This window comes from Corynebacterium sp., from assembly GCF_030152825.1.
GTDB lineage: Bacteria > Actinomycetota > Actinomycetes > Mycobacteriales > Mycobacteriaceae > Corynebacterium.
On the sequence record NZ_JASLIP010000009.1, the window covers coordinates 1 to 25841 of the forward strand.

19 protein-coding genes, 1 tRNA gene and 2 pseudogenes are annotated in these 25841 nt (G+C 65.4%); 8 read left to right on the plus strand and 14 right to left on the minus strand.

Going from position 1 to position 25841, the window contains the following annotated elements; all coding sequences use genetic code 11:
* Positions 1 to 203 (plus strand): annotated as a pseudogene (locus Q1V78_RS01755) (oxidoreductase); the annotation flags it as partial.
* Here Q1V78_RS01755 and Q1V78_RS01760 read toward each other — a convergent pair.
* Complete coding sequence (locus tag Q1V78_RS01760; RefSeq protein WP_300610970.1) at positions 200 to 676, minus strand: LppP/LprE family lipoprotein; 477 nt, start codon at positions 674 to 676, stop codon at positions 200 to 202. The pseudogene Q1V78_RS01755 and the gene Q1V78_RS01760 overlap by 4 nt on opposite strands.
* 194 nt (positions 677 to 870) lie before the next feature.
* On the opposite strand from Q1V78_RS01760, the gene Q1V78_RS01765 reads away from it, so the two are divergent.
* Positions 871 to 2316: a PepSY domain-containing protein gene (locus tag Q1V78_RS01765; protein WP_300610972.1), complete on the plus strand. Its 1446-nt coding sequence runs from the start codon at positions 871 to 873 to the stop codon at positions 2314 to 2316.
* A gap of 50 nt (positions 2317 to 2366) precedes the next feature.
* On the opposite strand, the pseudogene Q1V78_RS01770 reads toward Q1V78_RS01765, so the two are convergent.
* The 7 genes and pseudogenes from Q1V78_RS01770 to Q1V78_RS01800 form a co-directional block, all read right to left on the minus strand.
* Positions 2367 to 3228: pseudogene (locus Q1V78_RS01770) on the minus strand (siderophore-interacting protein).
* 141 nt (positions 3229 to 3369) lie between these two features.
* A tRNA-Arg gene (locus tag Q1V78_RS01775) sits at positions 3370 to 3442 on the minus strand.
* A gap of 148 nt (positions 3443 to 3590) precedes the next feature.
* The gene (locus tag Q1V78_RS01780; RefSeq protein ID WP_300610975.1) at positions 3591 to 5198 is read right to left on the minus strand and encodes a cation acetate symporter; all 1608 of its coding nucleotides are present in this window, start codon (positions 5196 to 5198) and stop codon (positions 3591 to 3593) included.
* Positions 5199 to 5248: 50 nt separating this feature from the next.
* On the minus strand, positions 5249 to 5626 hold the full coding sequence (locus Q1V78_RS01785; RefSeq protein ID WP_300610977.1) for a DUF485 domain-containing protein: 378 nt from the start codon (positions 5624 to 5626) through the stop codon (positions 5249 to 5251).
* 273 nt (positions 5627 to 5899) lie between these two features.
* Positions 5900 to 6589: a dihydrofolate reductase gene (locus tag Q1V78_RS01790; RefSeq protein WP_300610979.1), complete on the minus strand. Its 690-nt coding sequence runs from the start codon at positions 6587 to 6589 to the stop codon at positions 5900 to 5902.
* On the minus strand, positions 6589 to 7410 hold the full coding sequence (locus tag Q1V78_RS01795) for a thymidylate synthase (RefSeq protein ID WP_300610981.1): 822 nt from the start codon (positions 7408 to 7410) through the stop codon (positions 6589 to 6591). The genes Q1V78_RS01790 and Q1V78_RS01795 overlap by 1 nt, the downstream gene beginning before the upstream one ends.
* Positions 7411 to 7470: 60 nt before the next feature.
* Complete coding sequence (locus tag Q1V78_RS01800) at positions 7471 to 8259, minus strand: 3'(2'),5'-bisphosphate nucleotidase CysQ (protein ID WP_300610983.1); 789 nt, start codon at positions 8257 to 8259, stop codon at positions 7471 to 7473.
* A gap of 35 nt (positions 8260 to 8294) precedes the next feature.
* On the opposite strand from Q1V78_RS01800, the gene Q1V78_RS01805 reads away from it, so the two are divergent.
* From Q1V78_RS01805 to Q1V78_RS01820, 5 genes are all read left to right on the plus strand, one after another.
* Entirely contained in the window at positions 8295 to 13403 is a 5109-nt protein-coding gene (locus Q1V78_RS01805; RefSeq protein ID WP_300610985.1) for a DEAD/DEAH box helicase, read from the plus strand.
* A gap of 71 nt (positions 13404 to 13474) precedes the next feature.
* Complete coding sequence (locus Q1V78_RS01810) at positions 13475 to 14353, plus strand: DNA-formamidopyrimidine glycosylase family protein (protein WP_300610987.1); 879 nt, start codon at positions 13475 to 13477, stop codon at positions 14351 to 14353.
* A 417-nt stretch (positions 14354 to 14770) separates the two neighbouring features.
* Positions 14771 to 15313 carry a hypothetical protein gene (locus Q1V78_RS01815; protein ID WP_331551094.1) on the plus strand — a complete coding sequence of 181 codons (543 nt, stop codon included), beginning with the start codon at positions 14771 to 14773 and terminating at the stop codon, positions 15311 to 15313.
* Positions 15300 to 15665: a hypothetical protein gene (locus tag Q1V78_RS09385; protein ID WP_331551093.1), complete on the plus strand. Its 366-nt coding sequence runs from the start codon at positions 15300 to 15302 to the stop codon at positions 15663 to 15665. The genes Q1V78_RS01815 and Q1V78_RS09385 overlap by 14 nt, the downstream gene beginning before the upstream one ends.
* On the plus strand, positions 15665 to 16288 hold the full coding sequence (locus Q1V78_RS01820) for a hypothetical protein (protein WP_300610989.1): 624 nt from the start codon (positions 15665 to 15667) through the stop codon (positions 16286 to 16288). The genes Q1V78_RS09385 and Q1V78_RS01820 overlap by 1 nt, the downstream gene beginning before the upstream one ends.
* A gap of 159 nt (positions 16289 to 16447) precedes the next feature.
* Here the strand turns inward: Q1V78_RS01820 and Q1V78_RS01825 are convergent, their stop codons facing one another.
* The 4 genes from Q1V78_RS01825 to pgi form a co-directional block, all read right to left on the minus strand.
* Positions 16448 to 17935 carry an NAD(P)(+) transhydrogenase (Re/Si-specific) subunit beta gene (locus Q1V78_RS01825; protein ID WP_300610991.1) on the minus strand — a complete coding sequence of 496 codons (1488 nt, stop codon included), beginning with the start codon at positions 17933 to 17935 and terminating at the stop codon, positions 16448 to 16450.
* Between the two features lie 3 nt (positions 17936 to 17938).
* The gene (locus tag Q1V78_RS01830) at positions 17939 to 19489 is read right to left on the minus strand and encodes a Re/Si-specific NAD(P)(+) transhydrogenase subunit alpha (RefSeq protein WP_300610993.1); all 1551 of its coding nucleotides are present in this window, start codon (positions 19487 to 19489) and stop codon (positions 17939 to 17941) included.
* A 257-nt stretch (positions 19490 to 19746) separates the two neighbouring features.
* Positions 19747 to 20520 carry a glucosamine-6-phosphate deaminase gene (gene nagB, locus Q1V78_RS01835; protein ID WP_284758580.1) on the minus strand — a complete coding sequence of 258 codons (774 nt, stop codon included), beginning with the start codon at positions 20518 to 20520 and terminating at the stop codon, positions 19747 to 19749.
* A 63-nt stretch (positions 20521 to 20583) separates the two neighbouring features.
* On the minus strand, positions 20584 to 22278 hold the full coding sequence (pgi, locus tag Q1V78_RS01840) for a glucose-6-phosphate isomerase (protein ID WP_300610999.1): 1695 nt from the start codon (positions 22276 to 22278) through the stop codon (positions 20584 to 20586).
* A gap of 198 nt (positions 22279 to 22476) precedes the next feature.
* On the opposite strand from pgi, the gene Q1V78_RS01845 reads away from it, so the two are divergent.
* The gene (locus Q1V78_RS01845; RefSeq protein WP_300611001.1) at positions 22477 to 24042 is read left to right on the plus strand and encodes an NAD-dependent succinate-semialdehyde dehydrogenase; all 1566 of its coding nucleotides are present in this window, start codon (positions 22477 to 22479) and stop codon (positions 24040 to 24042) included.
* 97 nt (positions 24043 to 24139) lie between these two features.
* On the opposite strand, the gene hisN is transcribed toward Q1V78_RS01845, so the two are convergent.
* Together hisN and Q1V78_RS01855 are read right to left on the minus strand one after the other, a co-directional pair.
* Positions 24140 to 24961 (minus strand): histidinol-phosphatase, encoded by an 822-nt coding sequence (gene hisN / locus Q1V78_RS01850; protein ID WP_300611003.1) that lies wholly within the window; start codon positions 24959 to 24961, stop codon positions 24140 to 24142.
* 23 nt (positions 24962 to 24984) lie between these two features.
* Positions 24985 to 25803 carry an inositol monophosphatase family protein gene (locus tag Q1V78_RS01855; protein WP_300611022.1) on the minus strand — a complete coding sequence of 273 codons (819 nt, stop codon included), beginning with the start codon at positions 25801 to 25803 and terminating at the stop codon, positions 24985 to 24987.
* Between the last annotated feature and the right edge of the window lie 38 nt (positions 25804 to 25841).

Here is a 25841-nt window from a genome sequence, read left to right on the forward strand (position 1 = left end):
CCACCGATGACTTTGGTGGCGAGGAGGGGCTGGATCGTCGCATCGAGCGGGCCGCCAGCCAGCTCGCCGACGAGATCGTGCGGGTCTCCGGGGCCGTCGAGGGTCTGGGTCCTTCTTCGCAGGTCAAGCGCAGCTCCGGCAACGACGTGGCTGCGGACGTGCCGGATTTCCTGAATCTGCTCTCCGGCCACGACGGCAACTAGCCCTTCGGTGGCAGTTCGCCGTCCATGACGACCTTCTCCTGTGCCGGATCCCAGGTGAAGGTGGCGTGGGCTTCGCCTGAGCGTTCAGCGTTAGCTTCGCCGGGCTTGGTGTAGAAGTAGGTCACCGCCAGGGTCTTCCCGTCGACCTGTTTGACGTCGGGGGAGAAGCCCTGCGGCTCGGCGGTGGCGGTGCCCACGTACTCACCCTTGTGGAAGAGCATGATGTGGTACGGGCTGGAGCCGGTTGCGCCGTTGATCGTCAGCACGATGGGCGAGAGATCAGCGCAAGGGTTGTAGAGGTCCGTGCGGGCATGAGAGGTGTTCCACGTCCAGTCAGTGCCCTTCGGGGAGGCGAGCTTGCCCACGTTTTTTCGCAGCGCCTCCTCTGCGGGGAGATCATCGCTGCACGCGCTCAGTGTTCCCACCAAGGTGCAGGAGAGGGCGATGGATAGTGCAACTTTTTGGTACCTCATAGTTTCGACGCTACGCCCCCCAAAAAAATGCTTTGTCAGCAAACGTGTATGCGTTTAAAGAAGTGCACTTTTTGCTGGATAACAATGGTTTTAGAGGTGCTGGGCCTTACGCCGGGCAAAAATCCGGGAACCGAATAGCCTTCCGCTGCGACTTCTATGGTGGTTCATTTAATCCACAATCGAAAGGTGCATGCGTGTCTCGAAATACGCAGCAGCGCAGCGGTTTGCCCGCGCTGACCAGGAGAATTCACTTCTATGCAGGGCTATTCATCGCCCCGTTCATCCTCATCGCGGCATTGAGTGGCGCGCTATATGCCATCGCGCCCACCCTGGAAAACGTCGTCTACAAAGACGTGCTGAAGGTGACCGCACCAGAAGGCGGCACAGGTTCAGAGGTGCCGTTGGAAGAACAGGTGAAGGCCGCGCAGGGCGTCCACCCGGACCTGGACGTGGCGCAGGTGTGGCCGTCCTCGAAGGCAGATGAGGCGACCCGCGTGCTGCTCATCGACGAGTCCCTGGCCGATAACGGCGAGCTCCGCAGCGTCTTCGTCGATCCATACAACGGGACAGTGCTGGGCGACGAGCCGAGCTACTCCGGCCTCGGGGAGCTGCCGCTGCGCCACTGGATTTCTGCGACGCACAAAAATCTGCACCTCGGGGAGGTGGGTGAGCTGTACTCGGAGCTCGCCGCGAGCTGGATGTGGGTCGTCGCCCTGGGCGGGCTATTCCTGTGGTGGCGCATCGCGCGGAAGCGGGCCCTGACTGGCCTCAAGAACAAGAACGGACACCGCCGCAAGGTGCTCAACCTGCATGGCGTGCTCGGCGCTTGGCTGTTGGTGGGCATGCTGGGGCTGTCGGCGACCGGAATTACCTGGTCCGTTTTTGCCGGGAATAATGTGGACCGCACGATTACCTGGCTGGGCGGTAAGGCCGAGCCGATCGAGACTTCCCTGGCTGCCGAGCCAGAAGCTGCGGAGGCACACGCGCACGCAGAACATGACCACTCCGGTGCGGGGGCAACGAGCAGTTTGCCTCCAGCTCTGGTAGCGAACCAGGCAGCGACCGTCCTAGAAACTGCCCGCGCTGAAGGGCTGACCGGCCAGGTGCGCCTGCTTGTCCCTGAAGACGAAAATCACGCCTGGCAGGCTAGCGAACGTTGGGTACCCTGGCGGTTTACCTCCGATGCGGTGAGCGTCAACGGCGACAACGGCGACGTCGTCGACAGGCTGCCGTTCTCTGAACTGCCGCTGTTCTCCAAGCTCACGCAGTGGGGCATTTACCTCCACATGGGCATTATGTTTGGCCTGCCGCTGCAGATCGCCCTTGCGGTTCTGGCGCTGGGGATCTGCGCGATGGTGGTGATGGGCTACATCATGTGGTGGCGGCGCCGCCCAACGAAAAACGCCGTCGCCGGTGTTCCGGGACAGGCGGACCTCAGCCGCAAGGACTGGGTACGCCTTGCCCTCATTGCGATTCCAGTGGGCCTGTTCCTGCCGCTGCTGGGCATCAGCTTCGCGGCCATGTTGGCAGTGGATAGGCTCCTCGCGCGTCGCCGGAAGGATGTCGTAGCTAGCGACGGCAACGCTGGGCCAGGGGAGCAAACGGCGTACAAGGAGGAGAAGGAACTCCAGCCCGCCTAGGGGTTCTTCTGCTCAGGGGGGAATTCCGGGCGCTTGTGGGCGTGCAAGCGTTAGGCCTTGGCCTTGGCTTCCTCTTGCTCAATCTCAGCATTGAATTCGCGCTTCGAGGACTGCCACTGGTCTTCGGTCATCCCGATCCGCCAGTAACCAGAAATGGAAACATCGGCGCGCGGAATCTCCGACTCAACGAAGAGGAAGCGGCGCATTTCCTTAATCATCTCGGCGACACCGTGGATAAACCAGCTGGTTTTCTTGCCCTCTGGCACGCCGGCTGAGCGCACCACACGAGATAGCTCTGTGCCGTGGGTTGCCCCATCGCGGATCACCCAGTTGACGTCCACGCCTTCGCGGGTGGGGAGTTCAAACTTCCGGTCCTCTGCCTCGACCTCGATATAGGCGGTCGCCGTGGCTCCCTCGGGGAAGGTGCTTTAGGCCCGCGCCGATGGCTGGAGCCGCGGATTCGTCGCCAGCGAAGACAAAGTGCTCATATTCTTCCCCGGGGCCCCACGCGCCACCCGGGCCGAAGAAGCCGATTGTCTCCCCAACCTCAGCCACGCGCGCCCAGGGCGCAGCCAGGCCTGCATCACCGTGGGTGACAAAATCGACGTCGAAGTCCCCGGTTTCTGGGTCCAGATTAATCAGGGTGTAGGTGCGGGTCACTGGCTGCTTATCCCTGGGCTGCTCCTCGCGAACCTTTTCGAGATCGAATGGCCACGAGTAATCAGAGCCTCCTGGTGCGAAGAGCAGCTTGATGTAGTGATCCGTAAACTCCAGCTGCTTGCCCACAAATGCAGGGGAGTTCAAGCTCAAACGAACGAGATCAGCAGAGAGCTGGCGACGGCCAGTCACGGTTGCTTCGTTGGCCTTACGGGGCTTGCGCTTCGGCGCTGAACTTTGCGGCTGGGCAGCCATGATCATCACTGTCCTTCAAACACTGGGGTGCTGGGGGCAGGAAATGCCCGCACCAACGCCTTATTCTTAGGTAAGGCTAACACAATTAAAGGTGACGGGCTGGCGGGGCCCGTGATGACCAGCGGGGTCAAAAACAAAAAGCGCCCCAGAGAGGAATCGAACCTCCGACACCGGCTTTAGGAGAGCCGTGCTCTATCCACTGAGCTACTGGGGCTGTGTGGCCGCACCCTGCGGGCACGATCACTCATGATACAAGGTACCCCCGCAGCTTCTGGAACTAGCCAGATGCTGCGGGGGTGTTGCTCAACCACCGTTGACCAAGTGGCTGGGCTTATCCAAGGCGAGGAGCCTAGGGGAGTGGCTTAGTGGTCGACCGGGGCCTCCACGCCAACACCGGTGAGGGAGCGAACCTCCATCTCGGACTGCAGCTTCGGATCCTCGTCACCCTTGCCAAGGTAGGTGCCCACGATACCGGCAATAAAGCCAGCTGGGATGGAGACCAGGCCCGGGTTGGTCAGCGGGAACCACGAGAAGTCCACGTTCGGGAACATCGCGGTCTCTGCGCCGGAGACAGCCGGGGAGAAAAAGATCAGGACCAGCGCCACGCCCAGGCCAACCCACAGGGAGGCCACCGCGCCAGTGGTGTTGAACTTCTTCCAGTACAGGGAGTACAGAATCGTCGGCAGGTTAGCGGATGCAGCGATGCAGAACGCCAGGGAGACCAGGAAGGCCACGTTCTGGTCCATCGCCAGGATGCCCAGCACGATGGACACCAGCGAGATCACGACCACCGTGATGCGAGACACGCGGACCTGCTCCTCTTCCGTTGCCTGCCCGTTGCGCAGCACGCCGTTGTAGAAGTCGTGCGCCACGGAAGCAGAAGCGGTAATTGCCAGACCAGCGACCACAGCCAGCACCGTCGCGAAGGCGACCGCGGAAATCAGGGCCATGAAGATCGGGCCGGCTAGCTCCATTGCCAGCAGCGGCGCCGCAGCGTTCGCGCCACCCGGTGCGTTCTTGATGTCCTCCGGGGAGATCAGCGCGGCAGCGGCAAAGCCCAGGAACAGGGTCAGCAGGTAGAAGGATCCGATCAGGACGATCGCCCAGGTCACGGACTTACGTGCTTCCTTCGCGGTCGGAACCGTGTAGAAGCGCATCAGGACGTGTGGCAGGCCAGCGGCACCAAGTGCCAGGGCCACACCCAGGGAGATGAAGTCGAGCTTCGTTGCGGTCGTCGCGCCGTACTTCTGGCCAGGCTGCAGGATCGCCGGGTCGCCGTGGGAGTTCACAGCGTCAGCGAAGAGCTGGGAGAGGTTGCCCTTCCACATCACGGCGATGATCAGGAACATGAACGCAACACCGGCGATCAGCAGGACCGCCTTGATCATCTGCACGTAGGTGGTGCCCTTCATGCCACCGATGAGGACGTAGGCCATCATCACCAGGCCGACGACCACGACGACGACGGCCTGGGCGGTCTTGGAGTGCAGGTCCAGCAGGACGGAGACTAGGGAGCCGGCACCGGCCATCTGAGCGATCAGGTAGAACAGCGAGGTGAACAGGGTCGCGAAGGCTGCGGCCACGCGCACCGGGCGCTGCTTCAGGCGGAAGGAGAGCACGTCCGCCATGGTGAACTTACCGGTGTTACGCAGTGGCTCGGCGACCAGCAGCAGGGCGATGAGCCACGCAACGAAGAAGCCGATGGAGTACAGGAAGCCGTCGTAGCCCGTGAGCGCAATCGCGCCGACGATGCCCAGGAAGGATGCGGCCGAGAGGTAGTCGCCGGCGATGGCCAGGCCATTCTGGGTACCGGTGAAGGACGCGCCACCCGTGTAGAAGTCGGTCGCGGACTTCTGTGGCTTGGCGGCAGCCTTCGTCACGATGTACATCGTCACCACGATGAAGGCGACGAACACGCTGATGTTCAGGATCGGGTTTGTCTCCTGCGAGGCAGCAAGAATGAGATCCATAGTGAGACCTTTCCTTTTCTAATCCGTGGGTGAAGCGGGGTGCGGTGCCGCTAGCCCTGGGAAGCCTGGCTGGCTGGGGTTGCGGGGGAACCTTCGAGGGACTCGCGAACGTAACGGGCGCGTGGCTCAATCTCGCGGTCTGCGTACTTCACGTAGAGGTACGTGATCAGGAAGGTCGTGACGAACTGGCCGAAGCCGAGGAGCACGCCGACATTGATGTTTCCCCAGATCTTGATACCCATGAAGTTCGGTGCGAACATCGCCAGGCTGACGTAGAGGACGAACCAGACGATGAAAAACACGGTCATTGGGAAGGTGAACCCGCGCATTTTTGAGCGAAGCTCCTGGAACTCGGGTGATTGCTGCGCGGCAACGAACTCATCAGGCGTGGGGACGTGCCGTTGTGCGGGGGTGGCCGGCTGGGTCAACTCTTTCTCCCTTCCTTGGGACTGTGCAGATCTTCACATTTGCCTGTCCTTGCGACTGAGGCTCCTGTGATTGCCATCACAATTCTTTTGCGATTGCGAAAGAATCTACCGTCACCTAGAGCTTTTTCCAAAGTTTCCAATAAGAAAGTTTCTACTTTTAAGACAGCGTTCATGGAAACTTCCGCCCGACCTGCAAAAACACGGATCACATAGAAAAACCCGGCCGCATGGCCGGGTTGTTTCTTACCCCCCGTTGCGTCCCCCGTGAAAGACCTAAGCCTTCCGGCGCCACGTCTCGAATCGGTAGCGCAGGCAGTTCGGCTCCTCGTCGACCGGGTGGCCCTTCTCCGAGGCGAACCACTCGGAGCGCTCAACGGTGAACTCCGCCTCATCCATCGCCGGGGCATAGACCTGGAAGCGCTCCGGGGCGACCATATCGATCTCCGTGATCACCACCCGGTCCGCGATCGGCATGCACTGCGCGTACACCTGGCCACCACCCAGGATCCACACGGTTACCCGACCGTCGTCCTGCAGCGCCTGCGACGCCGTCTCCGGCACCACACCACCCGAACCTTCTCCGCGAGCGAAAGCTGCGGCCGCAGCGATGCCGTCCTTGATGGAAGCGACCACGTGACCACCGGGAGCCGCATAATCAGCCGAACGGGTGATGACGAAGTTCTCGCGGCCCGGCAGCGGGCGGTACTTGCCCAGCGCCTCCCAGCTCGTCCTCCCCATCACGACCGGGTAGCCCATCGTGGAGTTCTTGAAGTGCTTCAGGTCCTCCGGCAGGTACCAGGGCATCTCCGCACCGTCACCGATGATTCCGGCGGTGGTCTCCGCCCAGATCATCGCGACCTCCACCCCCTCCGGGACGTCCGCGCGGGTCAGGGTGGGGTAGTCGCCCTCGCGGTAGCCGCTGGGGCGCTGTTCCTTCTGGACGTCGAACTCCGAAGCTTCCACTACACAGCCACCTTTGCCTTAATCACCGGGTGCGGGTCGTAGCCCACGAAGTTCACGTCCTCGAAGCCATAGCTGAACATGTCCTTGGCCTTGGTCAGCTCCAGCTGCGGGTAGGGGCGCGCCTCACGGGAAAGCTGCAGCTCCACCTGCTCGCGGTGGTTGTCGTAGATGTGGCAGTCCCCACCGGTCCAGATGAACTCGCCGACCTCCAGGCCCGCCTGCTGGGCGAACATGTGGGTCAGCAGCGAGTAGCTCGCGATGTTGAAGGGCACGCCCAGGAACATGTCGGCGCTGCGCTGATAGAGCTGGCAGGAGAGCTTCCCATCAGCCACGTACAGCTGGAACAGCAGGTGGCAGGGTGGCAAGGCCATGTTCTCCAGCTCCGAGACATTCCACGCGCTGACGATGTTCCGGCGGGAATCCGGGTTCTGCTTCAGCAGCTCCAGTGCCTGGGAGATCTGGTCGACGTGGCGGCCATCCGGGGTGGGCCAGCTGCGCCACTGCACGCCGTAGACCGGGCCCAGGTCGCCGTCCTCATCGGCCCACTCGTTCCAGATGCGGATGCCGTTATCCTGCAGCCACCGGACATTGGAGTCGCCCGAGAGGAACCACAACAGCTCGCCGACCACGGACTTCACGTGGACGGACTTCGTCGTAATCAGCGGGAAGGATTCCGCCAGGTTGAAGCGGATCTGCTGACCGAACAGGGACGTCGTGCCGGTGCCGGTGCGGTCGTCCTTCTTGGCACCCTCCGCGAGGATCTTGGCGAGCAGATCCTCGTAGGGCGTGGCGATGGTGGGGGAAGATTGAGCCTCTGACATGCCTCATAGTCTAGGCAAAAAGAACCACGGCTCAGTGAGCCACCCGCCACCAGGCAGGTGCTAGAGAAACTTCTGGATGCTCGCCAGCAGGTCCTCGGCGATCTCCTTGCGGCAGATCACCAGATCCGGCAGGTACGGGTCCGGCTCGTTATAGGTCGCGGGCGTGCCGTCCAGGCGGCTGCAGTGCAGTCCCGCCGCCAGGGCGACGCCGATCGGGGCGGCATTATCCCACTCGTACTGGCCACCGGCGTGGATGTACGCGTCGTTTTCCCCACGCACCACGCTCATGGCCTTCGCACCACAAGAACCCAGGCGGGTGACCTCCATGCCCATATCCTCGGCCACGTCTACCGCGATCTGCGGGGTGGAGTTTTGGCTGATGACGAGGCGGTTGTTCAGCTCACCGAAGTCCGCCTTCGCCCGACCCTCCCGGTAGTCCGACGCGCTGTAGACGGTGTGCATCTCCGGCATGCCGACCGCGGATTCGACGATCTCGCCGTCGACCGTGAGGGCGATGTGCACGGCCCAGTCGTTGCGGGCGCTCGCGTATTCGCGGGTGCCGTCCAGCGGGTCGATCACCCACACCCGGGACTTGTCCAGGCGGGAGGGGTCATCTTCTGCCTCCTCGGAGAGGATGGCGTCGTCGGGGCGGTGCAAGCTCAGCACACGCGCGATCCAGGCCTGGGCGACCTTATCGCCGGACTTGCCGAGCCCGTCGGAGTCCACCAGGAGGGGATCCGGCGCGCCAGCAGTGCGAATGCTGGTGAGGATGTCCCCGGTGCTGCGGGCCAAACGGGCGCAGAGAGTGGCATCGTCGAGCGCGTCGCCTCGGCCTAGTCCTTGTGTCATGGTCTACACCTTAGCGCTTCTGGTTGTATGGACTCATGCCCTCCGCCGACTTGGACCAATTTCATGCCCCAGTAGCCGCATGGTTCCGGGACGTGTTCCACGAGCCGACGGTCGTCCAGTCCCAGGCGTGGCGGGCCATCAGCGCGGGGGAGAACACGTTGGTCGTTGCCCCCACCGGCTCCGGTAAGACGCTGGCGGCATTCCTGTGGTCGCTCTCCGAGCTGACGCGCACGGGCGTGCTCTCCCACCCTTCGGCAGGTCAAGCCGACCCGCAGACCCCCACCCGGGTGCTGTACATCTCGCCGCTCAAGGCCCTTGGGGTGGACGTCGACCGCAACCTCGCCGCCCCGTTGGCAGGTATCTCGCGCACCGCCGTGGCGATGGGGGAGGACGTCGCCCCGGTCCGAGTGGGCGTGCGCAGCGGGGATACCCCGCAGTCGGAGCGGGCGAAGCTGCTGCGCAATCCGCCAGAGATCCTCATCACCACCCCGGAATCCCTGTACCTCATGCTGACCTCGAAGGCGGCGGGGACGCTGCGTGGGGTGGATACCGTTATCGTGGACGAGATCCACGCGGTGGCGGGGACCAAGCGCGGTGCCCACCTGGCGCTTTCCCTGGAGCGGCTGGAGCTGCTCACCGGCCGTGCGGTGCAGCGCATCGGGCTTTCGGCGACGGTGAACCCGGTGGATGCGGTGGCCAGCTTCCTCGGTGGCGACCGGCCGGTCACGGTGGTCAACCCGGCGATCAGGAAGGATTGGGACGTCCAGGTCCGCAGCGTGGTGCCGGACTTCCAGGACCCACCGGCTGCCGAGGATCTCGACGCCGCGCGCTACGAGGACCCGGCCAGCGAGGTCCAGGAGAGCGCCGACGGGGATCAGGGTGCAGCCGGCGCCGGACACGGTGGCGGAGGAATCGCGGAAGACGGCGACGTCGCGGACGAAGCGTTGATCGACGAGGCCCTCGTCGGACCCAGCCTCATCGGTGAGGGAGTGGGTGGTGCCTCCGCCCTGGGCTCCGGGGAACGGGTGGCCAGCGGAGTAGATAAGGAATCCGCCCTCCCGCAACAAAAATCCGTCTGGCCCCACGTCCAGCAAGCCATCTACCAGCAGGTCATGGAGAACCGGGCAACGCTCGTCTTCGTGAACTCCCGGCGCGCTGCCGAGCGGCTCACCGGGGCGCTCAACGAGCTCTGGGCTGAGGAACACGACCCGGAGTCCATCGCCGCCCCCACCCGGCGCGACCCCGCGCAGCTCATGGCGCAATCCACCACGGTCACCGGCGTGCCGGCGGTCATCGCTCGTGCCCACCACGGCTCGGTGTCCAAGGAGGAGCGCGCAGATATCGAGGCGGCGCTGAAGTCAGGGACCCTGCGCTGCGTGGTGGCCACCAGTTCCCTGGAGCTCGGCATCGACATGGGCCTGGTGGACCACGTGGTTCAGGTCGGAGCCCCGCCCTCGGTGGCCTCCGCGGTGCAGCGTTGTGGCCGCGCCGGGCACACCGTGGGCGCGACCTCGCACGCCACGATCTACCCGCTGCACAAGCAGGACGCCGAGGCGGCCACCGTGATCACCCACCGGCTATACGCGGGTGAGCTGGAGCCGCTGCAGATCATCACGAACGCCCTGGACGTGCTGGCGCAGCAGACGATTGCCGCTGCGGTGCAGGCCCAGCTGGGTTTCACGAATCCGCCGGCGGAGGTGGAGGCCGGGGCGTTGACGTCGGAAAATGAGGAGGAACAAGCACCACACGGGACGCTGGACGTGGAGCGCTGGTGGCGTGCGCTGCGCCGGGCATACTCCTATGCGGCGTTGCCGCGGGATGCCTTCGACGGCGTGATCGAGCTGATCAGCGGGCACTATCCCAGCACCGACTTCGCGGACCTGAAACCCCGGGTGGTGTACGACCCAGCGGCGGGAACGCTGCAGGCCCGCCCCGGTGCCCAGCGGCTGGCGGCCACCAGCGGCGGGACGATCCCGGACCGTGGCATGTTCGGAGTCTTCCTCGCCGCAGGTGAGGAGGGCGCCCGGCGCGTCGGGGAGCTTGACGAGGAGATGGTGTACGAATCCCGAGTCGGGGACGTATTCACCCTCGGGGCCTCCAGCTGGCGGATCACGGAGATCAACCGCGACCAGGTCATCGTCGTGCCAGCGGCGGGGCACACGGGGCGGTTGCCGTTTTGGGTCGGCGACGCCGCCGGCCGGCCGGTGGAACTGGGTACGGCGATCGGTGAGCATCGCCGGCAGTGGGGCAGCGGCACCGTGGGCGATTTGCACGCGGCTCCGTTCATCTGCGATAACACCCGGGAGAATCTGGACGGTTACTACCGGGATCAGAAGGAAGCCACGGGGATCCTGCCAGACGAGCGCACCCTGCTGGTGGAGCGTTTCCGGGACGAGATCGGGGACTGGCGGGTGATCGTCCACTCGCCCTATGGCCGTGGGGTCAATGCTCCGTGGGCGATGGCGCTGGGCGCGGTGCTGCAGCGGGAGACCGGCATCGACGCGATGGCCGTGGCCGGGGACGATGGGCTGGTGTTGCGCCTGCCGTATTCCGAGGAGCCACCGGGGGCGGACATGCTGCTGGGTCAGTTCTTCCGGGAGGCCAGGCCTGGGGCCGGGGACGGCGCGGTTCGGGACGGCGTTGGTGGTGACGGTGCTGGGGATCGGAAGGACATCCCGGGCCGGGGCGACGGGCAGCCGGGTGAGCTTTCGGAGGTCGTGCTGGCCGATGTGATGGACAACGTGGGCAGCTCCGCGCTCTTCGCCGGGCGTTTCCGGGAGTGCGCGGCTCGGGCCTTGCTGCTGCCGCGGCGCAACCCCGGCAAGCGCCAACCCCTGTGGCAGCAGCGGCAGCGGGCCTCCCAGCTGCTGGACGTGGCCCGGGAGCACCCGGAGTTCCCGATCATGGTGGAGAGCATGCGCGAATGCCTCCACGACGTCTACCAGCTGGATGCGCTCACCGAATTGCTGAAGAAGCTTGGGCTGCGGGGTGGCAGCTCAGGCGTGCGGGTCGCGGAGGTCACCACCGAGGGGCCGAGCGCTTTCGCCGAGTCCCTGCTGTTCACCTACACCAGTGCGTTCATGTACGAAGGCGACTCCGCGGAGCGGGCCGCCGCGCTGGCGGTGGACCCCGCGCTGCTTGCCAAGCTGCTGGGTAAGAGCGGCGAGGGGCTGCAGCTGGACCCGGCGGTGATCGAGAGGGTGGTCTCGGCGGCTCAGTGGCTGGCCGATGGCCGCCAGGCCGGCACCGCCGAGCAGGCCATCGACATGATCCGCGCCCTTGGCCCCTTGACCCGCGAGCAGGTCAGCGACCGCCTGGTGCCAGAAAACCGGGAGGCCGTGCTGGCCGAGCTGGCCGAGCTGGTCCCACAGCGCCTCGCCGAGGTGACTTTCGGCGGGGCCAGCCGCTGGGCGGTGGTGGAGGACATGCCGGTGCTCCGCGACGGACTCGGCGTTCCCGTCCCACCCGGCGTGGCCGCCGATCCCACGCAGGTGGATGACGCCATCGACCAGCTGGTGCTGCGCTTCATGCGGCACCAGGGGCCGGTGACCCCCGCCCGCGTGGCTGCAGAGTTCGGGCTAGGCGCGGCCACCGCCGAATCCCTGCTGAAACGCTGGGTCGGGCAGCGGCGCCTGGAATCCGGCCACTTCACCGCGAGCGGTGGTGAGACCGCAACTGAGCAGGTCACGGAATATATCGACACCGGCATGCTGCGCCGACTGCGCTCGGCCACGCTGGCCGCCGCCCGCGGGGCTGTGGAACCGGTCAGCCCGCAGACCTACGCGGAGTTCCTCGTGGACTGGCATGGGGTGGGCAGCTCGGAACGGGAGGAGCTCGGCGAGGTCATCGAGCAGCTCGCCGGGGTCGCGCTGCCCACCAGCGCCTGGGAGACCCTGGTGCTGCCCAGCCGGATCCCGGACTATCAGCCGGGCGATCTCGATGACCTGCTGGCCACCGGCGAGATCATCCTGCGCGGGTCTGGAACCGCCGGGAGCAATGACGCCCTCGTCAGCCTGCTGCCCGCAGACATCGCCCCGCTGCTCATCGACGCCCCGGCAGAGGCCCCGCAGCTCTCGATGGTCGCTACCCAGCTGCTGGAGCACATGGCCGGCGGCGGGGCCTTCCTCGCCGCTGAACTCACCCGGGCCACCGCCGCGGCCTATCAAGAGGTCGACGACGCCCTGTGGGAGCTCTTCGATGTTGGTCTTATCGCTCCCGATAGTTTCGCCGCGCTCCGGGCGAGGTTGACGTCCGGAAAACAAGGTGGTTCCACCGCCCACCGGGCACCCCGCCGCAACCGCGGGAGGGGATCGGCGCGGCGGCTGCAGATGGGGCGCAGCAGCTTTGCGCAGATGGCCGGCAACGAGTCGATGGTTCGCATCCGGCAGCGGCGCCAGGCGATGAATGCGCACCAGTCGGTGCCGGGGCGCTGGGCGGCACTCGCCCCGCTGCTGGAGATCGACGTGACCGACGCGGAGCGCGCTCTGGCCCGCAGCGAGGCGTGGATCGACCGTTATAGCGTGGTCACCCGTGGGGCCGTGATGGCGGAGCACCACGCCGGTGGTTTCGCGGAGGCCTACCGGACCTTGAGCGCCTGGGAAGATTCAGGCGCGGTACTGCGCGGATACGTCATCGAGGGGCTCGGCGGGGCGCAGTTCGCGCCGCACGCGGTGATCCGGCAGCTGCGGCAGCTAGAGGACCACGGAGCGGCTGGGGATCATGCTGCGGGCACCAGCGGGGTCGCATCCGGACCGGTGCTGCTGGCAGCCGGGGACGTGGCAAACCCCTACGGCGCGGCCCTGCCGTGGCCCAGCCTCGACAGCGAACCCGCCCGGCTGACCCGAGGCGCGGGGGCCTTCGTGGTGCTGGACCGTGGCCGCTTGGTCGCGCACTTCACCCGGGGTGGCAGGACGCTCACCGCCTTCGACGCGCCGAGCATGGCCGATGACACCCCGCCGGGAGCCATCAGTCAGCCGACGATCGATGCCATCATCGCCGCGCTGAGCAGCGCGATTCGCGCCGGGCGGCTCTCCCCGGTCACGATTGACAGGATCAATGGCGCATCCGTGATGGACCTGCCCACCCAGGGCTGGATCGCCGCGGGCGCGCGACTCACCCCGAAGGGCCTGAGCATCCGCGGCTGACAGCTCAACGGAGAACGCTCGGCTGAGCAATACAGCGCCTTCGCGGGCCAGAGACCGAAAGGAGGCGGGCAATGCCCGAGGGAGATTCCGTCCTGCAGCTGGCCAATAGGCTGAAGTGGATGCCCGGCCGCGAAGTGCTGCACAGCGACTTCCGGGTGCCCGCGCTGGCCACGGCTTCCATCACCGGCGAGCGGATCCGAGCGGTCTGGCCCTATGGCAAGCACCTGTTCATTCAGGCTGGGGAGCGGATTCTGCACACCCACCTGAAGATGGAGGGTGTGTGGGCCATCCACGCCGCGGGCAGCCGGTGGCGCCGCCCCGGCTATACCGCCCGCGTCGTGCTGCGCCTAAGCCCCCAGCACCCAGGCGGGCCACCCATCGAGGTCGTCGGCCACGAGCTGGGCTTTGTGCGCCTGTTTCCGGCCCGCGACTACGCCACCGTGGTTCAGCACCTGGGGCCGGACATCCTGGACCCCGGCTGGGCCAGCGAAGAATTCCGGGAGACGGGGCGGACAGGGCGCGACGAGGCCCTGCGGCGGATCCTGCGCCGCCCTGAGCGGAGTCTGGGGGCCGCGCTGCTGGATCAGCGCAACGTCGCCGGCATCGGCAATGAGTACCGCGCCGAGGTCATGTTCCTCATTGGTCTGCACCCCGCCGTGCCCGTCGGCCAGGCGGGGGAGCAGACGGTAGCCCAAGCGCTGGACCTGGCGCGCCGGGTGATGTGGGAGAACCGACTGGAGCCACACCGGGTGTTCACCGGAGACCGGCGCCCAGGGATGGGCACCTTCGTCTTCGGCCGGGCGGCGAAGCCCTGCCGGCGCTGCGGGGAAACGATCGAACAGTCGACCCTCGGTGGTCGCTTCGCGGGCGGGGACCCAGAGCTGGACGCCGGGGAGCTAGAACGCATCATCTGGTGGTGCCCGCACTGTCAGCCGGGCGGACAGGCTTAGCCTTCCACTCCTGTCATTTCCCCCAGGTTGGGGTAGAGCAGGCTGTTTTCGCGGTTTAGGAAAGATTTTCAGCGAATTTTTATCTGAACGATTCAGTGCTGCGCGACGCGATACTGGGGCATTCAATGCTTCTGCGAGGGTGTTATGTCACGCATGTGTTCGATGACTGTTGAACGATTTCATTGATATCGGCATGTGCATATGAGTTGTAAAACTGAAGTGCGCGAACGTTCTGGCAGGGTGGGCGCCAGGGGTTCGTGGCGCGCTCTAAGGGCTTTTCTAGGAGTGACCTCCGGTTAACCTTGAGGATTTACTTCATTAACCAAGTGGGTGTTCGAAGGTGGCAATCGTGTCCGTGCCGCTCACACCGAGTCAGCGTCACACAGTCAGCTTCACACCGAGGAGGAGAATTCTTTCGTGTTCACCCGCAAAACCTCGACGGCTGGTAAGTGCGCCGCCGCAGTAGCAACCCTGGGCCTCGTGGCCACCGGCTTCGCCGGCCAGGCCCAGGCAGACACCCTGAACGATCACTACCCGGAGACCCCGAAAACCAACGTTGATCTGCCGATCGTCAACACCTACCACGGTAGCGACCACATCAAGGCCAACATCCTGAACCCGCGCCCGGTGTGCAACTCCGGGGAGGACTTCCGCACCGTCGTCTACAAGGTCAAGGATAATTTCACCCCGGCCGGCACGATCTCCGCGACCAACGGAACCGCCGACACCATCCCGCTGACTCAGGATCTCTCCAAGTCCCAGTCCATCCAGCTCTCCGTTAAGGGAGACCGGACCTCCACCACGACCGCCAACCTCGGGGGGTGGCGCCAGCGGGGACAAGGGCAACGTCTCCACCGGCATCACCTACTCCCTGGCCAAGACCCTGGGCTTCGAAGCCTCCTACTCCCTGAGCTGGGAGGTCGGCCAGAGCATCGGGCCATACGACGTGCCAGCAGGTAAGACCGGCGAGGCCACCTACGGCTTCCGCACCATCACCATGACCGGCACCCAGCAGTACTGCAAGCCGAACGGCACCTGGTCCACCCCGCGCAGCTGGACCGCCCTCACCCCGATCAAGAACCAGGTCAACGTGAAGCTCTACGAGAACCCGGCCGGCGCCGCCGAGGGCGCGAAGGTCGAGGAAAGCACCGAGCCACAAGGCGAGCCGGTGGAGGTCCAGGAGGACGCGCAGCCGACCCAGGGCGAGTCCCCAGAGGCCGTGACCAAGGAAGCGGAGCCAGAAAAGGCAGCCCAGGCTGAAGAGATCGCCGCCAAGTCCGAAACCACCACGCTCGAGGAAGAGGAAGCCTAATGCAGAAAACCAAGAACTCCCTCCGCCTGGCCACCGCGGGCCTGGCCACCATCGCCGCACTCAGCGGAATTGGCGGTGCAGTTGGTACTGCCACCGCGCAGGAAGAAATCGACCTGGACTTCTCCCACGCAGCTGCGTCCAACCAGGCCGAGTACGATCTCGAGCCGTACTTCCAGACCTCCGGCGCCAAGGCCAAGGGCTTCGCCGGCACCGTCGTCCTGAAAGTGAAGAACGTGGGCAGCCAGCGCTACTACCAGGACTATCCGCTGACGACCTTCCGCATCGACGTGAAGACCGACAAGGGGCCGGAGGGCGTTGATCGCCTGATCACGCCGCGCGGCATGAACGGTGCCCACATCTTCGACGAGGGCTTCGACCCGGAGACCTCCGCCCGAAGCTTCACCGTCACCCTCTCCAACCCGATCAACGCCGGCGACACCGCGACCGTCGCCGCCCTGGACTTCGGGGACGGCAAGACCAAGGAAGGCCGCCTCTACAACTACCTTGAGGTCACCCAGACCGGCCGCCACAAGGAGGACACCGCCACCGCTAACGATGAGCAGGTCGACTCACGCGAGCACACGGTCACCGATACTGGCAAGAAGAACGAGGGCCTCTTCTAGAATCCATCCCGACCGGGGGAGTGGTATTCACCACCCCTCGGCACCGGTTCGTTTTCCTTTTGGGACGTCAAAATCCCCGTCAACGCTTCTCGCGTTGACGGGGATTTTCTCGCCTGCACCACCCGGGTGGGTGGCGCGGTTGCAGCAGGGGTTCGGGGCTTAGTTGCTGATCCCTGCGGCCAGCTTCTCGATGGATGCCTTCGCATCGCCGAGCAGCATGTCGGTGTTCTCGTTGAAGAACAGCGGGTTCTGCGCACCGGAGTAACCGGCGCCCATGGAACGCTTCAGCACGATTACGCGCTCAGCCTCCCACACCTTCAGCACCGGCATGCCGGCGATCGGGGAGCCCGGCATCTCGGCGCTCGGGTTGACCGTATCGTTCGCGCCGATGACCAGGACGACGTCGACCTCGTCGAAGTCGTCGTTGATCTCCTCCATGTCCATGACGATGTCATAAGGAACTTTCGCCTCGGCCAGCAGGACGTTCATGTGGCCCGGCAGGCGGCCGGCGACCGGGTGGATACCGAACTGGACGGTCTTGCCCTGGTCACGCAGCTTGCGGGTCAGCTCGGCGACCGTGTACTGCGCCTGGGAGACGGCCATGCCGTAACCCGGGGTGATCATGATGTTCTTCGCGTCCTTGAGCATCGCGACAGCCTCGTCGGTGTCGATCTCGGTGTGGGTGCCGTCGACACCCTCCGCGACCGCGCCACCGTCGGTGCCGAAGCCGCCCAGCAGGACGTTCAGGAAGGATCGGTTCATCGCCTGGCACATCACGTAGGAGAGGAACGCACCGGAGGAACCGACCAGCGCACCGGTGATGATCAGCAGCGGGTTCTGCAGCATCAGACCGGTGAAGGCAGCTGCCCAGCCGGAGTAGGAGTTCATGATGGACACGACGACCGGCATGTCGCCACCGCCGATGGCGGCGACCAGGTGCCAGCCCATGAACAGCGCCAGGGCGGTCATGATGCCAACCGCGATCCAGGCGGTGGTGCCCTCGCCAGCGACGATGAACACGACCATGAGCACGAGGCTGGCCACCAGGATGGCGACGTTCAGCAGGTTACGGGCCGGCAACAGCAGCGGGGCGCCCTTGACCTTGCCGGAGAGCTTCAGACCAGCCAGGATCGAGCCGGTGAAGGTCACGGCACCAATGAAGATGCCCAGGAAGACCTCACCCAGGTGGAAGTTGTAGGCAGCAGCGCCCATCGAGTCGGCGGACTCGGAAACGAAGGAGTTGTAGCCGATGAAGACTGCACCCAGACCGACCAGGCCGTTGAACAGTGCGATTAGCTGCGGCAGGCCGGTCATCTCGACGGAGTGCGCGCGCTTGATGCCGTAGGCGGCACCGAGGCTCATAGCCAGGGCGATGAGGATAACGGTGACAACCGGGTTCAGCGCCTCGGAGTCAGTGGAGGAGTGCACCACAGCCTGGAAGATGGCCACGGCGATGGCAACAGCCATACCGCTCATGCCCAGCGTATTACCGCGCTTCGCGGTCTCCGGCTTGGACAGGCCAGCCAGTGCCATGAGGAAGAGCACGGCAGCCACGATGTAGGCCAGGTTCGAGATCCGGGCCAGCCAATCCAGCAGCGTGGCATGCTCGCCGGTCGCTGCCTGCGAAAGAATCAGAGTGGCAGTCATGGTTTATGCATCCTCCTTAACGAACATGCCGAGCATGCGGTCTGTGATGGCGAAGCCACCGAAAACGTTGACGGAGGACACGACGATAGCCAGGAACGCGAGGACCGTAACGATGATATTGGGGCTGTTGACCTGCAAGATCGCGCCGACCAGGACGATTCCTGAAATAGCGTTCGTCTCGGACATCAACGGGGTGTGCAGGGTTGGGGTGACCGCGGAGATCACGTAGAAGCCCAGCACGATGGCCAGGGTCAGGACGACGAAGTTGCCGCTCATGCTCAGCGGGCTGACCAGCACGATCGCTGCACCCAGCAAGATGGCGATGGCCAGGCCGATCTTGGCGAAGGGGCCGCCCATGAAGGCTTGCTTCTCCGGCTCCTCGGTGGCCTGCGCTTCCTGCGCGGGCTGCTGCGGGGCGACGGACACGCTCACCGGTGGTGGCGGCCAGAGGATGGAGGTCTCCTGGCCGTCGTTGAGGGTGACGGTGATGGTGCGGACGATCTCGTCATCCAGGTCCAGCACGCGCTGGCCGTCCTTCTCCGGGGTGATCAGCTTGAACAGGTTGACGATGTTCTGCCCGAACAACTGGGAGGCCTGGCCCGGCAAACGACCTGCCAGGTCGGTGTAGCCGATGATGGTCACGCCGTTGTCGGTGACGAAAACCTCGCCCGGCTTCGTCAGGGCGCAGTTGCCGCCGTTGGCTGCCGCCAGGTCGACGACGACGCTGCCCGGACGCATGTTGGCGACATCCTCTTCGGTGAGCAGCACCGGGGAGGTGCGGCCCGGGATGTTTGCGGTGGTGATGACGATGTCGGCCTCGGCGGACTGCTGGGAGTAGATCTTCGCAGCGAGTTCCGCCTGGTCCTGGGTCATCTCCTTGGCGTAGCCGTCCTCGGACTTCTCAGCCTCCTCCTGGATGGCGACGAATTCCGCACCCATGGACTCGACCTGCTCGCCAGCCTCGACGCGCAGGTCGGTGGCCTTGACGATCGCGCCCATGGAGTTGGCGGTACCGATCGCGGCCAGACCAGCGACACCAGCGCCGATGACGTAGACCTTTGCTGGTGGCACCTTACCGGCGGCAGTGACCTGGCCGGTGAACAGTCGACCGAAGGCGTTGGCGGCCTCGATGACCGCGCGGTAGCCGGCGATGTTCGCCATGGAGGAGAGAACGTCCATGGACTGTGCGCGGGAAATGCGCGGCACAGCGTCCATCGCGAGCCCGGTGATGCCACGGCTGGCGAGCTCGTTGATGAGCTCTTCGTTGCGGCCTGGAGCCATGCGGCAGATCAGGGTGGCCCCGGAGCGCATGAGGTCGCGCTTGGCCTTGGGTGGGGTGTCGAGCGTGGTGACGATGTCCGCCTCCCAGACCTCCTCGCCTACGATGCTCGCGCCGGCCTCGCGGTAGAGGGTGTCAGGGTAGGCGGCGTCTTCGCCGGCACCTGCCTGTACTTCAACGTCATAGCCGAGCTTGATGAGCTTGCCGACCGTGTCTGGTGTGGCTGCCACCAGCGGCTGGTTCTCACCCGGCTCAACCGGAATACCGATACGCACTTTGTCTCCTGTGCAGTCTTCTGGGGGATGAAAGTTCCGGGCACTGATCGCAACGTAGAGGTGGCGTTGTGATCGTCCAGTGCGAGTAAGTGGTGATTCGCACAAGCGACCCGAAAAACCTTGGGTCTATATTTATCCCTTTTCCGGAGTGCTTGTCGCGCGCTTTGAAGAATTAAAGGAGAAAAAATGCCAACGGGGGCACCCGATGCCCCGGGTGCCCCCGTTGATAAAATTGCCGTTTCACCCCCAAAGTGGGGTCAGTATGCCTGCCACTCCGGGCGGTTGGCGTCCACGAAACGGTAAAACTCGGTTTCCTGCAGTTGGGAGGCTGCTGCCTCGTCAACGATGACCGTCGCGTGGCGGTGCAGCTGGAGCACGGAGGCCGGCATCATCGCGGATACCGGCCCCTCCACCAGACGGGCCACCGCATCGGCCTTGTTTTCCCCCGTGGCCAGCAGCAGCAGGTGCCCGGCGCGGCGGATCGTGCCGAGCCCCTGCGTGATCACGTGGATCGGCACCTCCTCGAGCGAACCGAAGAATCGGGCGTTATCCCGCCGTGTCTGCGGGTGCAGAGTCTTCAGGCGGGTCAGGGAGTCAAAGGAGCTACCGGGCTCGTTGAAGCCCACATGGCCGTTGGTTCCCACGCCGAGGAGCTGGATGTCGATGCCCCCGGCAGCCTCGATGGCCGCCTCGTACTCGCGGCCTGCCTCATCGGTGCGCGGGTTCATCCCATCCGGGGTGTGCACCGCGCCGTCGGCGAAGTCCACGTACTGCGTGAACTCGTTGTAGATCGTGTAGTGATAGGACTGCTCGTGATCCTCCGGTAGGCCCACGTACTCGTCCAGCAGGAAGGCCGTGGTGTTTGCGAAGCTCAGGCCCTCGCGGTGCTTGGCGATGAGCTCCCGGTAGGTCAGCAGCGGGGTGGATCCGGTGGCCAGCCCGATGTTCTTACCCTCGGAGACGTACCGGGCCATGATGGTGGCCGCGAGTTGCGCGACTTCTTTCGGGGTCTGCCGAATCACAACGTCCATGAGCAGGCGGTTCTTTCCAGTATCGGTCGGCGCGGGTCATTGCGCCGATGGTGTTTATTGAGTCTAACCCTCGTTGCGGTGCTGCCGGTAAAAGCTGATCAGCGCGTCGGTGGAGCCATCCCCGGCGGCCACCGCAGCGGTGCCCCGTACCGCCGGGAGTAGGTCGCTGGCCTGGAGCTTTCCGAACTCCACGCCCCACTGATCGAAGGCATTGATGCCCCAGATCACCGATTGGACGAAGGTGATGTGCTCGTAGAGTGCGATGAGCCCGCCCAGGGAACGCGGGGTCAGCATGTCTGCCAGGATGGTGGTGCTGGGCTGGTTGCCTGGCATCTCCTTGTGGGGGATCAGCTCTTCGGGGGTGCCCGCGGCGCGCAGCTCTTCAGCGGTGCGGCCGAAGGCCAGCACCCTGGTCTGGGCGAAGAAGTTTGCCATCAGCATGTCGTGCATCTTCGTCCCCTCCGGCTGGGTGGTGACCTCGCCGTGGGGGTTGCAGAATCCGATGAAGTCCGAGGGGATGAGCTGCGTGCCCTGGTGGAGCAGCTGGAAGAAAGCGTGCTGCCCATTCGTCCCCGGCGCGCCCCAGTACACCGGGCCCGTGGGTACTCCGACCTTGGACCCATCCAAGCGCACGGATTTACCCAGCGACTCCATGGTCAGCTGCTGCAGGTAGTCCGGGAATTCACGGAGATCCTCGCTATAGGGCATCACCGCGTGGGACTGGGAATCCAAAAAGTCGCGGTACCACACGCTGAGCAAGCCCATCAGGGCTGGCGCGTTGGCGTGCAGCGGGGCGGTGCGGAAGTGTTCGTCCACGTCGTGCAGGCCGACCAGGAACTGGTCGAAGTCCTGCGGGCCGATCGCGGCCATGAGGGTGAGCCCGATGGCGGAATCCACCGAGTAGCGGCCGCCCACCCAGTCCCAGAAGCCGAACATGTTCGCCGGGTCGATGCCGAACTCCGTGACGGCTTCGCGGTTGGTGGACACCGCGACGAAGTGCTTTTCGATGATGGCCTGCCGCTCCGCGCTCGTCCCCGCCGGCACGCCGCGGCGCTCCAGCTCCGTGAGGAGCCATTGCTTCGCCGCGCGCGCATTGACCAGGGTCTCCTGGGTGCTAAAGGTCTTCGAGCTGATGACGAAGAGGCAGGACTCCGGGTCGAGTGCGTCCAGTGCGGCGCTGAGGTCCGCCGGGTCCAGATTGGAGACGAAGTAGGGCTCGATGCCCGCAGTGCGGTAGGGGCGCAGCGCGGCCGCCGCCATGGAGGGCCCCAGGTCGGAGCCTCCGATGCCGATGTTGACGACCTGCTTGATGGTCCGCCCAGTCACGCCCAACCACCGGCCGCTGCGCAGGTCACGGCAGAAGTCCCGCATCCGACCGAGGACCTCGTGGACGTCCGCGGCGACGTCCACCCCGTCGACCTGGAAGTCCTGGTCCACCGGGACACGCAGCGCGGTGTGCAGGGCCGCACGATTCTCGGTGGTGTTGACCGTGGCCCCGGCCATCATCGCGTCGCGGTACTCCGGCAGGCCCATCGCTTCGCCCAGCTGGACCAGCAGCTCCATGACGCGGGCGTCAGCGAGGTTCTTCGACAGGTCGATGTGCAGGGGACCTGCCTGGATGGTCATGTCCTCGACGCGGGCGGCCTCCTGGTCGAAGATCTCCCTGAGCGTGGTGCCGACGAAGCTCTCCTTATAGTCCTGGAGTTCCTGCCACGGTGCGGTGCTGGTCACCCGCTGTGGGTTGGGTGGGATGCTCACTGCTTGAGTTCTCCTCGGGAGGTGCGTCGCCGGTGAAGTCTTGGACGTAATGCCACCCAGCCTAGTCGTCTGGGTCGCAGTCGCACGGTAGTGCCACAGCGTGCCCCGAGACATAGCTACCGGTGGCCGGCGTTGAAACTCAGTGGCCGGGGTCTGCTGCCAGTGGCCGGCGGTGACGCCCAGTGGCACAGTGGGGGTATGGCTACTTCGGCAGAAAACAACACAGAACAGAACACCTCCGATTCAGAGTTCTTTACCACCGTCACCGCCGGACCGCGGGAGATCACCGTCCCGACGGGGCTGTTTATCAATGGCCAGTGGCGCCACGGCGCGGACGGGGAGACCCTTGGGGTTACCGACGCCGCGACCGGCCAGGAGTTCGTGCGGGTGGCGTCCGCAACGGAAGGCGACGCCCGCGAGGCGATGGACCACGCCGCGAAGGCGCAGCCCGAATGGGAGAACACCAGCCCGCAGGAGCGCGCCGACCTGATGCGCTCTCTGTATCAGCTGGTGCAGGTTCATGCCGATGACCTGGCCTACCTGCAGTCCCTGGAGCTGGGTCGCGCGCTGAAGGACAGCAAGGGCGAGGTCGGCTATGGCGGCGGATTCTTCCGCTGGTACGCCTCCCGCGCTGAGGCGATCGCGGGGGAGTACCGCGTGTCCCCGGACGGCGGCAGCCGCATCATCACCCACCCGAAGCCGGTCGGCCCGGTTCTGGCGGTCACCCCGTGGAACTTCCCGCTGGCGATGATCACCCGCAAGCTGGCTCCGGCGTTGGCCGCGGGCTGCACCATGATCGTGAAGCCCGCGCAGATGACCCCGCTGACCGCGCTCTACCTGGCCGAGCTTTCCCGCCAGGCGGGCCTGCCGGACGGGGTGTTCCAGGTCCTGCCTACCAGCACTGCTTCGAATGTCTCCGCCATTTTGGACGACGACCGCCTGCGCAAGTTCACCTTCACCGGTTCCACCGAGGTGGGCCAGGCGCTCGCGGCGAAGGCCGCCGAGGGCACCATCCGCACGTCCCTGGAGCTGGGTGGTAATGCCCCGCTCGTCGTCCTCGAGCACGCGGACATGGACAAGGCCGTGAACGCTGCCATCGACGCGAAGATGCGAGGCGCAGGGCAGGTCTGCATCGCCGCCAACCGCATCCTGGTCCACGAGTCGCTCGCCGAGGAGTTCACCGCAGCGGTAACCAAGCGGATCGGCGAATTCGTGCTCGGCGCGGGCACCGATAGTGGCGCCACCGCCGGCCCGATGGTCAGCGCGGAGCAGCGCGACAAGGTCGCAGACATGGTCGACAAGGCCGTCGAGCAGGGCGCGAAGGTGGAGATCGGCGGCTATAAGCTGACCGAGGACTCCCCGGCGAAGCACCCGGAGCTCAAGACCACCGGTGAACTGGACACCAACGGCTTCTGGTACGCCCCGACCGTACTGTCCGGAGTCACCCAGGACTCCGAGATCGCCAACCAGGAGATCTTCGGACCCGTCATGACCATCCAGACCTTCGCCGATGAGGACGAGGCCCTGGCCAACGCCAATGCCACGAACTTCGGCCTGGCCGGCTACGTGGTCGGCGAGAAGCTGCAGGAGACGATGGCCTTCGCCGAGAAGATGCAGGTCGGCATGGTGGCCGTCAACAAGGGCCTGCTCTCCGACCCGGCCGCGCCCTTCGGCGGGGTGAAGCAGTCCGGCATCGGCCGCGAGGGCGGCTTCGAAGGCATCGAGGAGTACCTCGAGACCCAGTTCATCACCGTCTCCTACTAGGGGCTTGTCCGGGGAGTTCCCCCAACAGTTAAGGACGCCACCGCCGCGTGCGGTAGCGTCCTTTTTCTTTCTGTCTGCCCTGGTTAGGGCAAGCGTCTTAGTTATTCAGCGCGGCGATGACGTCCTCGTGCAGCAGCCCGTTGGTGGCCACCGCGGAGCCACCGTGCGGTCCCGGCTCGCCCTCCACGTTCGTGAAGGTGCCGCCGGCTTCCGCCACGATCGGGACGAGCGCCGCGAGATCCCAGAGGCTGACCTCCGGCTCCGCCGCGATATCCACGGAGCCCTCGGCGACCATCATGTAGGACCAGAAGTCCCCGAAGCCGCGCAGGCGCCAGGTTTCGTCGCTCAGACCCACCAGCTGCTCCCGCAGGCCGCGATCCTGCCAGCCGGACAGGGAGCTGATGGAGAGGCTGGCGTCCGCGATTTTGCCCACGCCCGACACGCTCAGGCGGCGTGGCTGGGCAGAAGGGGTGGAGTCCTCGTCGAAAGTATTCGGCACGGAGAAGGAGCGCCACGCCCCGGCCCCAGGGGCGGCCCACCAGCGGCGGCACAGCGCTGGCGCGGAGACCAGGCCGACCTTCGGCACGCCGTCCTCCAGCAGGCTGATCAGCGTGGCCCACACGGGCACGCCACGGACGAAGTTCTTCGTGCCATCGATCGGGTCGATGACCCACTGGCGGCCCTCGAAGTGCGCCTCGCCGCCAAATTCCTCGCCCAGCACGAAGTCATCCGGGCGGGAATCCGCCAGAATCTCGCGCAGGCGACGCTCGACGGCGGTGTCGGCGTCGGAGACGGGGGTGAGGTCGGGCTTGGATTCGATGCGGAGATCCTCGGCCTCGAAACGGGCCATGGTGATCTCGTCCGCGGCGTTGGCCAGCTCGAAGGCAAGCGACAGGTCATCGGAGTATGTGGTGCTCATGCCCTGGATCTTAGCCTCAAAAACTAACTGCCGATGAGCGCAGTCTTAACGCTCGCAACAGCCGACTCGGTGCCGGCCACCGACCAGGTCTTGCCCGCGGCCTCGATCTGCTCGGCCACGCCACCGGCGCCCTCGACGAGCGCCCGGCCCGGCAGCCAGTCCCAGGCCGCCACGGAGTCCTGAATCCAGCAGCCGAGCTCGCCGGAGGCCACGCCCGCCATGTCCACGGAGGCCGAGCCGAGCATGCGGACGGTCGCGAAGTTGCCGGTCACCGTGATCCAGGCGTCCCTAACTTCTGGCACGGAAAACAGCGGCGGGTGCAGGTAGGTGGCGACCACGGTGCGCTCCGCAGGGGTGTTCTTGAACTCCGGGACCGGCTGGGCGTCGCGGGTGGTGGGGATCTCCGGGCCACCGAACCAGGTGTAGCCCATCGCGGGGCGGTGCACGGCGCCGAAGATGACCTCCTCCGGGTCATTCGGGTCGCCCTCCACCAGGGCCAGCGCGGAGCACCAGTAGTCCGAGCCGGTGGTGAAGTTATAGGTCCCGTCCACGGGGTCGATCACCCAGGTCCGCCCGCTGGCTCCTTCGCGCCGGGTGCCCTCCTCGCCAAGGACGCCGTCCTCCGGTCGGATCGTCGCCAGCGCATCGGTGATGAACTTCTCGGCGGCCCGGTCCGCGGCGGTGACGACGTCGGAGATGGAGGTCTTCGTCTCCGTCTCGAGCCCGGAGGCGCGCATCCGCCACGCCAGGCGGGCGGCGTTGTACACCAGCGCCTGGGCGAGGTGGTTATCGGTGTCGTCGACGTGCGCGACGATGAAGGTCTTGATGATCGCGTTGAGCATCTCCTCCGGCACCGGGGAGTTGCCGGTGGAGGTGGACG